This window comes from Methylocystis sp. L43 (assembly GCF_015709525.1).
Lineage (GTDB): Bacteria > Pseudomonadota > Alphaproteobacteria > Rhizobiales > Beijerinckiaceae > Methylocystis.
Genome location: NZ_JADNRA010000032.1, coordinates 194640 through 204314, shown reverse-complemented (window position 1 = coordinate 204314; position 9675 = coordinate 194640). Strand labels below are relative to the sequence as shown.

General features: G+C 60.1%; 7 protein-coding genes. 5 read left to right on the top strand and 2 right to left on the bottom strand.

The window, feature by feature from the left end; translation table 11 throughout:
- Positions 1–825 precede the first annotated feature (825 nt).
- Positions 826–1851, top strand: coding sequence for a guanylate cyclase (locus tag IYX23_RS13360; protein WP_196393976.1), 1026 nt, complete (start codon positions 826–828; stop codon positions 1849–1851).
- Positions 1852–2086: 235 nt separating this feature from the next.
- Here IYX23_RS13360 and IYX23_RS13355 read toward each other — a convergent pair whose 3' ends face one another.
- Positions 2087–2233 (bottom strand): hypothetical protein, encoded by a 147-nt coding sequence (locus IYX23_RS13355; RefSeq protein ID WP_196393975.1) that lies wholly within the window; start codon positions 2231–2233, stop codon positions 2087–2089.
- Here IYX23_RS13355 and IYX23_RS13350 point away from each other — a divergent pair.
- Positions 2226–3119 carry a hypothetical protein gene (locus IYX23_RS13350; protein WP_196393974.1) on the top strand — a complete coding sequence of 298 codons (894 nt, stop codon included), beginning with the start codon at positions 2226–2228 and terminating at the stop codon, positions 3117–3119. The two genes, IYX23_RS13355 and IYX23_RS13350, sit on opposite strands and share 8 nt — an antisense overlap.
- A gap of 85 nt (positions 3120–3204) precedes the next feature.
- Here IYX23_RS13350 and IYX23_RS13345 read toward each other — a convergent pair whose 3' ends face one another.
- Positions 3205–6237 carry a tetratricopeptide repeat protein gene (locus IYX23_RS13345; RefSeq protein WP_348643663.1) on the bottom strand — a complete coding sequence of 1011 codons (3033 nt, stop codon included), beginning with the start codon at positions 6235–6237 and terminating at the stop codon, positions 3205–3207.
- Between the two features lie 315 nt (positions 6238–6552).
- Between IYX23_RS13345 and IYX23_RS13340 the strand changes: the two genes are divergently transcribed.
- The 3 genes from IYX23_RS13340 (at position 6553) to IYX23_RS13330 (ending at position 9555) form a co-directional block, all read left to right on the top strand.
- Positions 6553–6708, top strand: a complete 156-nt coding sequence (locus IYX23_RS13340) for a hypothetical protein (RefSeq protein ID WP_196393973.1) — start codon at positions 6553–6555, stop codon at positions 6706–6708.
- A gap of 99 nt (positions 6709–6807) precedes the next feature.
- Entirely contained in the window at positions 6808–7983 is a 1176-nt protein-coding gene (wecB, locus tag IYX23_RS13335; RefSeq protein ID WP_196393972.1) for a UDP-N-acetylglucosamine 2-epimerase (non-hydrolyzing), read from the top strand.
- Positions 7984–8097: 114 nt separating this feature from the next.
- Positions 8098–9555: a glycosyl transferase family protein gene (locus tag IYX23_RS13330; protein WP_196393971.1), complete on the top strand. Its 1458-nt coding sequence runs from the start codon at positions 8098–8100 to the stop codon at positions 9553–9555.
- Positions 9556–9675: the final 120 nt, after the last annotated feature.

The following is a 9675-nucleotide window of genomic DNA, read 5'->3' as shown; positions in this document are numbered from 1 at the left end:
AGGCTCTGACCCCTCGGAAAGAACCGAAAAAACGCAAACTTTCTCGCGATCTCGCTCGCCGTTAATTTGGCTCTTTCGCGAGCTTACATTTCAAGGGGCTTAGGGAGGGCAACGCCAAAACAGCAAGTTTGGAGATTTGCCATGAGGACGACCTTTGCACGAACATGCGCGCTCGCGCTTATTTCTTCTGTGACGATCTCGGCTGCGCTTGCGGCGCCGGTTGGCGCCGTTATCTCGGCGTGCGATCGGATGCATGGCGCAGGGCAAACCTGCAATTACGGCATCAAAGGCAATTCTTTGGTCGGATGCACAAATGACGTCGTCTTCGAATGCCCCGCCGACGGGAGCCGCCAATGCACCGGCTCGAAAAACACGAGCGGGAAATGCAACGAAGACGGAACGGCCGCACGCGTCTCTACGCTGAAGGGCAATGAGCTATTAGATTCACTTCATGCGAAAGATCTTCACCAAGCCAAGTAGGGATTCTCTCGACCAAGGAGCCCCTCAATAAAGGACTCCCTCAACAATAGAAAAACGCTCCGCGCGCGCATCCGGGCTCGGGGCGTTCTCTCCTATCCTGAGACTCAAAATTTATAGCGCTCGGGGCTCACCCGGGGGCATGCAGCGCAAGCGCAGCGGATGGCGCTCGCCGTAGATCTGCGACCAAAATTTAAATCGCGTCAGGCGCGCCTTGCGGCAATGGCCAAGGAATTTCGGCACTTGCGTCGAGCGCGCGTCGAAGATCGGTCCAGAATTGCGCGGACCAATTTGCGCGTGCGATAACGGCGGCGATCGGCGCCCCCCCGCTCGGATTGAAAGAAGCTCATGGATCATTCGCGCAATCCCGGATCCCCGCTCCCTCTGAGGCTGGCCAGAGTATTACTCGGGCTGCTGAACGTCGCCCTGCTCATCGCGCTTGCGCTCGTCCTGCTCCCGCTCGTCACGCCTTATTTCAAGCATGCGGGTTCATACCGCTGGATTGAATATGTGGAAGTCTTCGACGCGCGGATGATCCGGCGGGTCAAGTCGGTAATCCCGACGAACTTCAAGGGCTACGAACTGGCGCGCTGGTTTATCGTCGGCGGACTTCTCTTCGGGCGCATGTGGGTCGACAGCTTGCGGCGCAAGATTACGACCACGATCTACCGTGCGACGGTGCAGCGTGACTTCGAGGCGCTGCAGTCCGCCGCGCCGGCCGACGCGCGGGTGCTTGCGCCGGTCAAGGAAAAAATGAAGACGATGGATGCGCGCAACCCGAAGAGCCGCGCGGAGTTGCTCAAGGTCATGGGCGACGCCAAACGTCAGTTGGAGTCGATGGGCCGTGACCTCGCCTTCCTATCCATCGACGTCGTCGATTCGACCAAGATGAAGCTCGGCGAGGACAAGACATTCATCGAGCATGATTTTCGTGAATACAAGGATCTCGTCGACAGCAAGCTCCGCAGCAACGGCTCGCTGAAGGCGGCGTGGACGCCCGACGGCGTCATGGCCTGCTTTCCCTCGATCGACGCAGCGCTGAAAGCCGCCAAGGAAGTGATCGCCGGTCTCGACGCGTTCAACGCGAATGTGAAGATGATCAAGTCGAATTTCACCGTTCGGTGCGGCATCAACGCCGGGCACGTTTATTACGACGAGCACACGCCGATGGAGGAGATGAGCGATCGCGTCATCGATATCGCCGGCCATATGCAGAAATATGCTCAGCCCGGGACGATCGCCTGCGCGAAGCAGATCATCGAGCCGGTGCAACAGCGCGGAGGCTTCAACGACGCCGGCAAGGTGGTGGACGGTTACGAGGTCTACCAATGGACCCCGGCAAGCCGTCTGCAGGACGAGCGCGCGGTTTCCTAACGCAGCCTCAAAACGTGCGATGGGGGTTTGGCGCGCTCAACGATCGCTTGATGCGACGTACGCGAGCAGCGAAATGGAGCCGCGCCCGTCACGCCCCTGCGCCAAAGAGCCAGTCGTCCGCGCGCTCGGGCCTATTAAGCTTAGCCGTGGAATCCTCATCGCCGATTGGCAAAGTTGAGTAAGTTGCGGTCTCGGAGCGTTGCGTTTGCGCGTGGGGGGCCATCCGTGGCTTGGCTTAAATGAAATGGGCCTTTTTGCTGAGATCTATCGCCTTGGTGTCGATCTCATTGGCCGACGCCGCCGCCGAGGATGCGTTGAAGCGCCCGGAGGCGACCAGGAACGCCCCCATCTCCGCGTTGTCGGCGAAGCCGACGATGATCAATCCAGGTCAGTCGGCGACTCTGGCGTTTTCCGCAACGAACGCCGACGTCTGCACGGGTTCGAGCCGCCCGCGCGATCCGAACTTTGTGGTCCGTGAATTGTCGGGCGCTGTCGTCGTGCGCCCCGCCCGCACGACGACCTACACGATAAAGTGCAAGAAAGGCGCGGCGTCCACGTCGCATCGCGCTGTCGTGACGGTGACGCCGGAACGCATCATCCTCTCGGAGATTTTCGACAGCGCTGTTCCTCACGCGCCTGAAACCCGGACTCAAGATGGCGAGCTTCTCGCTCACAATTGGAAGTCCGTTTATCACGGCTATGGTTCGAACTCGGTCGCTCGCCTGTTCGATGGCCAGGCGCTGGCGATACGCCCGAAGGAGTCAAACGCCGCGAATGAAACGCATGCTGGGCTGATCAGCGGGCCACATCCGTCCTGGCCCGTCGACGTCAAAGGCAATTTGACCATAGAGGCGTCGCTTCACACAGAGGCGCAGTTGCGACGGCAGAACGCGCCAAATCCATGGGAAGTGGGCTGGCTGTTGTGGGACTACGTCGACAAAACGCATTTCTATTACTTCATCCCGAAGCCGAACGGCTGGGAGCTGGGCAAAGCGGACCCCGCTTATCCCGGCGATCAGCGCTTCTTGGCGTCGGGAAATCGCCCGCTTTATCCCATCGGAAATCGATATGTCGTCAAAATTGTTCAGGCCGTCACCTCGACGTCGACGACGATTTCGGTATTCGTCGACGGCGTTCTCTTGACCACCTTCACTGACCGAGAGCGACCCTATTCGAATGGGCTCGTCGGATTCTATTCCGAGGATGCGGCAGCGTATTTCCATTCGATCGTGGTGACGATTCCTCGCGCGTTAGCGGCCTTGAAATAGGAACGATCGGCCGCAAGGCAGGAGTCCGGGCGAGGGCCACGTCGCGCTATGCCGCGTCAGAGGCGGACTCCGGACATGCATGGGGTCAAAAGGAAATGCCGATTGTCGCGTTGAGACCGCCTTGACGGCGACTCTCCCCGAAGGGGAACAAATAGCCAATCTGTGCAGTCAAGATGCCGTCAAAGGCGCGATAGAAGTCGCCGCCCAGCCATGTGCGCGCGACCAGCGCCGGACCTGCCCCAAAGGCGAATCGACGGGTGTCCGCGCTGTCATATGTCCCCATGCCCATTGCAGCCGCCCCGAGCACGACGCGGGAGTCAGCGTTCCAGTAGGAATAGCCGAGCAAACCCACCGCGTTCTGCAGATACCGACGCTCGCCGGCCCTGTAAGTGCCAAAGGTCGCAAAGCTCGTCAGCGGCTGCCATGCCGTCTCATGGGGATAGCTCATGTCTGTCGGTTCGATCGCGCCCGCCGCTCCCGCGCTTGGGGCGCTCGAATAGGCGAAGCCGCCGTAGCCATAGCCCCATGACAAGGCGAGCTGATTGAACGGCGCGTTTCGCGTGAAATAGTGCTGCCACTCAGCGCTCACCGAGAAATTAACGCCGTCGAACGGACGCAAGCGCAAACCGAGCCGCGAATAGCTCTCGGTGAAGCGCGTCTGGTCCTGGGACCAAAAGCCGCCGATCAAACCCTCGAGACCAAATATGTTCGGCAGAAAGCGCCCATCGAACCGGATGACCGTTTCAAAGCTCGGCTGAAGCTGATGCCCGCCCCAGCGTTTTCGACGATCGGCGATGCCGTTGAACACCACAAGGGTGCGAACGCTCGCATCCGACTCGACGATCTGCGTTCTGATCACCTCTCGATCGCGGGGCGGCCGGGCGCTGAGTGAGGGATCGCTCGACCAGCGGTCGAGCGCTTCCCGAAAGAACTGCGACTCTTTTGAGCGATCGACATAGACGCTCGCATAGCCCGCATTCAGCAACACTTCGCCGCTGCGCTCGACCGCGAGGCTATTCTCAAAGGCCGCGACGGCGGCGGCATATTCCTTTTGACGCGCATAAAACTGGCCAAGCGTCGACCATCCGGCGGCGTAGTCAGGATGCGTGTGCGCGAAGTTGACGAGCTCGTCGCGCGCGCGCGTCAGATCTCCCTGTGTTTCATACGCAGACGACCTGGCGGCAGCGACTTCGAGTTCGACCGCCACCCTTTGCGCTGCAGGCAAATCTCCCCGATCAAGCGCTTTTACAAAGTCCGCAAGCGCGCCAGCGCCGTCTCCGAGCGTCTTACGAAGATAGGCCCTTTGCGCATAGGCTTGGCCCGTGGCCTTGCCTCGTGCGATGAGCGCGTTCGACGCCCGCAGCGCCTCGTCCGTGTGGCCAAGCCCTGCGAGCGCGGCGATCGTCACGCGAAAAACCGCCTCGTCGGCACGAGGGAAAGCCTCCGCCGCCCGGCCATAACGCAAGGCGCTCACCCAATCGCGAGCGGCCAGAGCCTTGAAAGCCTTTTCGGCGACGAGCGTGTAGCGCGCCTCATCAAGCGCCCGCGCGACATTGAGCTTCTGATCGGCCGGAAGTCCATATTTCAAGGCCTGCTCGAAGTCTGCGACGGCGCCGCTCACATCCTTGGCCTGTCGACGCATGAAGCCGCGCTGCGCGAGAACCCCGGGACTTTGCGGGACCGACGCCAGGTAGCGGTTCGCTTCCGCAAGCGCCTCGGCTTTGCGCCCCTGGCGAAGGAGCGCCGTCAAGAGGAGGAGAACAGGCTCCTCCGCCTTGGGATCGAGACTATGCGCCTCTCTTGCCGCGCGCACCGCCTCGTCCAGCTGTCCCACTTTCAACGCGTCATAGCCGCTGTTGAGCGCTTGCTGCAGGGGCGTCGCCTGCGGCGCGGCGACCAGCGAACCGCCCCGTTCATTTGCGCGCTCCGCCTCGGCAAGCGCCAGTTTCAGCCTCTTGACTTGCGCGGGCTCGAGCGCGGGCTGAGCGAGCGCAGCCCGGAAGTCCGCAATCGCGCCGGGCAGGTCTCCCGTTGCGCGCCGGCTGTATCCGCGCTGCGCGAGCAATGTCGAACTCGGCGTATTATCCTTGATGAACGCATCCGCTTCTTTGACCGCCGCTTCAGCCTGCCGGGATTTGGTCAACGCCGTCATGAGCGCAAATAGCGGCGCTTCGGCGTTCGGATATTTGGCGCGAAGGGCGCGCGCCGCCTTCACCGCACGAGCGTAATCGCGTTTCGCGATCGCTGCGTACACCTCTGCGAGTTCGGCTTGCACGATGCTGTCGCGCTCAGCCTTGGCGGCTTCTGCGAGCGCGTTGCGCAATGGTGCTGTTTCGCTTGGCTCAATGTCCGGCGCGGCGAGCGCCGCTTCGAAATCCGCCTCCGCGCCTTTCACGTCCTGCATGGCGCGTCGCAAATATCCGCGCTGGGCGAGAAGACGCCCGCTCGGCTTGTTCTGCGAGATATAGCGATTCAGCTCGTCGAGAGCCGCCTGAGCCCTGCCCTGTCGGCTAAAGGCTTCGGCGATAAGCCGGACGGGCGCTTCGGCCTTTTTATCCATTTCGCGCGCCGCTCGCGCCTTCTCTATGGCTTCATTCAGCCGAGACTCGTTGAAGTCCTTATATGCGGCGCTCATTGCAAGATCGAAGAGCGCGGCGTCGACGGCCGCGGCCTGCTCTTGATTCAGCGCGCCGCTCCGGAGCGCGCTGCGGAAATCCGCCTCGGCGCCGGCGACGTCCATGAGCCGTTTGCGCAGATGGCCGCGCTGAGCGATCAACGCCATCGAATGCTTATGGCTGGCGACAAAGTCGTTGATAACGTCAACCGCCTCGCCCATTCGCCCCAATTTGTTCAGAATGTCAGCGAGCAGTCGAACGGGCATCTCATAATCGGGCGCGAGGCTCCGTGCGCGCTGCGCGTATTTGAGGGCGCCCTCGTAATCGCCCTTGGCCACACGCGCGAACGCCAGGGCAAGCTCTTGGTAGCCGGGTTCGCCTGGCCGCATCTCTTCGCGAACGCCGTCGTTGACTCCAGCGCGAGCAGCGATTGGCGTCGTGGGCGCGAGCGCCAGCGTCAAAAAGAGGATTGTTGCGCAAGGCCTTCGAAAAACGCGCCCCACGATTGCGCTCCATCTGCGTTGCAGAATCGGAATTCCCACAACAAGTTATTCAAACGCATCACGCGAATCAGGCACCAAACATATTGTTTTTATTAACCTAAATTGGTAGCAAAGCAAAATCTTGGCGAAACGTGTCTCAGAATGCGACGGCGCGATCTCGTTTTGGGTCGCCCCCGGCGTTCATCTGCTTCCTAAGCTAAAACGCCGCCGCATGCTGGTCACGGTGAAACCAAGCGAAAATCTATACTTATGCGCTTGCGCTTCCGTTGCGCTCAGATTGGATGAGCTTGGCAAGCTAAATGCAGGGAAAACACAATGCAACTTATGGTAATCATCCTCGTATTGTTTACATTTATTTCTATCGCCGGCTTCATTGGAGCGCTCTTTTTCGGCACAACGGGGGCAGTAGCACTGATGGTGCTGGGTTTGTCCGTCTCATTTATCGGGATCGCCTTCTTTATAGGGCGCTGAGATGTCGAATTGTTCATCTGAAGATGTCGAATTGTTCATTCGACAAATCCCTGCTCTTCAAGTATACAGCTTCTACACTGAATAACGAGCAGGGCTGAGATGAACGAGTTGACGAACATCAAAAAAGCCGAACTTCGACTAAGTAAATCAAAACTTTGCTGTTTATGCATCGTTGGGACGCGACCCGAAGCCATCAAAATGGGCCCTGTCATCGCCGAACTCAATCGGTCGGATTGGGCCTTTCCCTATGTGGTGACGACCGGTCAGCACGCCGATGTCGTCGAAGGCGCGCTAAAGGATTTTGGCGTGGTTCCTTCGCGCCGGCTGGACCTCGAACGTCGTAACGGCTCGCTGAATGAACTGTTCGGCAAGGTGATCGCCGAGATGGATCGCGTGATCGACGAAGTTCGACCTGACTGCGTCATCGCCCAGGGCGACACGACGTCGGTTGCGGTCGTGTCGCTCGCCGCGTTTCACATGAACGTGCCTTTCATGCACATTGAGGCGGGGCTCCGCACGGGAAAACTCAACGATCCCTATCCGGAAGAACTCAACAGGCGAATCGCTGGACTGACGGCGGCCATGCATTTCGCTCCGACCTCGGCGTCGCTCAACAATCTCCTGCGTGAAGGCGTCGTTCCTGGCGACTGTCTCGTCACGGGCAATACGGGCATCGACGCCTTGCTGCAGACCGCAGCCCACCGATTGCCTGCGCCGAAGGGGTTTCCGGATTTGCCGCGAGTCATTCTCGCAACGGCGCACCGGCGGGAGAGCTTCGGGGCGCCCATTGAAAACGCGCTACGGGGCATAAGGGCGGCGGTCGACCAGCATGACGACCTTGGGCTGTTCTTCGTCACCCACCCCAATCCGCACGCTCATGAGCCGGCGCAACGGATTCTTGGCGGCCATCCGCGTATCGTGGTATCGGATGCGATCGGCTATGCGGATATGGTTGAGGCGCTGAAGCGATGCTGGCTCGTCGTCACCGACAGCGGCGGCCTCCAGGAGGAAGCGCCCGCTCTGGGAAAGCCTGTCCTCGTGCTGAGGAACACCACCGAACGGCCAGAGGCGGTTCGCGCCGGTGCGGTTCGCGTGATCGGCACAGACGCCGCGGCGGTGTCGGGCGCGATCTCGCAGCTGTGCGACGATCCGGCGCTATACGCCCGCATGGCCGTCCCGGTTTTCCCTTATGGCGATGGGCATGCGGCACAGCGGATCGTCGCCGCGATGCGTGCGCGACTGGTGCGCGCGATTCCGGCGTTGTCGGCGGCTTAGGCCGCTTCAGCGCTTCGTCTTGCCGCTCTCTAAGCGGCAAGGCGCATAAACAAGAATGTCCGACGCGCGCTCAATCCGCCGAACACGCGAGGCTGAAGGGCTTAAGGACGACTGATGTTTGACTTGACGGACGCCACGGTCGCCTATGTCGACGCGCTGGTGGGGCTGTTCTTTGTATTTGGCGTCGCCATTATTCTTTATAGCCTCGATGATGTCCTCGTAGACATCATTTATTGGGCTATGAGAATTTCAGGAACGATTCGCGCCGAACAGTCTCAGCTTTCTGAGCAAGAGCTGCTTGAACGTCCGCAACGCCCTCTCGCGGTCATGGTGCCGGCCTGGCGCGAAGAGGACGTCATTTACGACATGTTGAAGACCAACGCCGTCCATTCGGCGACAACGGTTTTCTTCGTTGGCGCCTATCCGAACGATGCGGCGACTCAGCGCGAAGTGCTCAGGGCCGCTGCGGAACTCCCGGCGAATGTCCGTCTCGTGATCGGTCCGCATGACGGGCCGACGACGAAAGCCGATTGTCTCAACGCGCTCATCGCGGAAATCGGCAAGTATGAGAAAGACTCAAATATAGAGTTTCAAGGATTTGTGCTCCACGACAGCGAGGATGTCATCCATCCGCTGGAATTTCCGCTGTTCAGCGCGCTCATCGCCACCTTCGATTTCATCCAGATCCCCGTATATTCCTTTCGGCGCACGCTCCTTCAAATGACCGCGGGCACCTACATGGATGAGTTCGCGGAGTTTCATAATAAGGATCTGTTTGTCCGGCAGCGTCTAACGGGCGTCATTCCGTGCGCCGGCGTGGCCGCCTGTTTCAGCAGGAGAGCGATCGAAGCGCTGAAATCCTGGCGACAGGGCGAGGTGTTCGACCCGGTTGCTTTAACTGAGGACTACGACGTCGCCTTCGCGATGAAGAGCCTTGGCCTGAAATCCGCGTTCATTCTCAATGAGGCTCCCTATACGCTGGATATTCCGCGCGGGACCGATCAGGTGCAGCGGATCGCAACGCCGCTCGCGATTGCGGCGAGAGAACATTTTCCGAGCGACTACCGAGCCGCCTATCGCCAACGCGCACGCTGGCTCCTGGGAATCGGCTTCCAGGGGGCCTCGAAGCTTGGCTGGGGCAACACGCTTACCGAGAGGTTGTTTTTTCTACGCGACCGCAAGGGCATCCTGTCCGGCATCATCGCCGTCGTCGCATATTTCCTGGCCTTCGACGCAGTTGCGATCCTTCTTCTTGGAACAGTGAGCGAAGAATGGCGCATCGCCGGCTATGCAATGCTCGACCCTACCCTGCGCGTAGTGTTCTTCGTCAACATCCTGTTGCTCATCAACCGGCTCATCCAGCGAATGATCTTTACGACGTCGATCTATGGGTTCGGCCAAGGTCTGATGGCGGCGCCAAGGGTCGTTTTCTCGAACTTCATTAATTTCTCCGCAGCGTTGCGCGCGCTCTATATTTTCGTTTGGCGCCATAAAGTGCGCGGGCAACCGTTGAGTTGGGATAAGACGGCCCACACCATTCCCGCTCAGAACATGGAAGCGGTTCGAACGTAAGAAGCGTCTGGAGCGCAGGGCGTTCAATCAGTGCCGTGATCGCCGGCGCCTCTTAACCCGAGCGACTCATGACCCGGCGGGCGCGCCCGCCGCGCTTCCGCTCAAGGCATTCCACAAAGA

Bases quoted from the DNA above. Each gene is read 5' to 3' on its own strand.
- IYX23_RS13360 (WP_196393976.1), top strand. From the start codon at position 826: ATGGATCATTCGCGCAATCCCGGATCCCCGCTCCCTCTGAGGCTGGCC.
- IYX23_RS13350 (WP_196393974.1), top strand. From the start codon at position 2,226: ATGATCAATCCAGGTCAGTCGGCGACTCTGGCGTTTTCCGCAACGAAC.
- IYX23_RS13340 (WP_196393973.1), top strand. From the start codon at position 6,553: ATGCAACTTATGGTAATCATCCTCGTATTGTTTACATTTATTTCTATC.
- wecB (WP_196393972.1), top strand. From the start codon at position 6,808: ATGAACGAGTTGACGAACATCAAAAAAGCCGAACTTCGACTAAGTAAA.
- IYX23_RS13330 (WP_196393971.1), top strand. From the start codon at position 8,098: ATGTTTGACTTGACGGACGCCACGGTCGCCTATGTCGACGCGCTGGTG.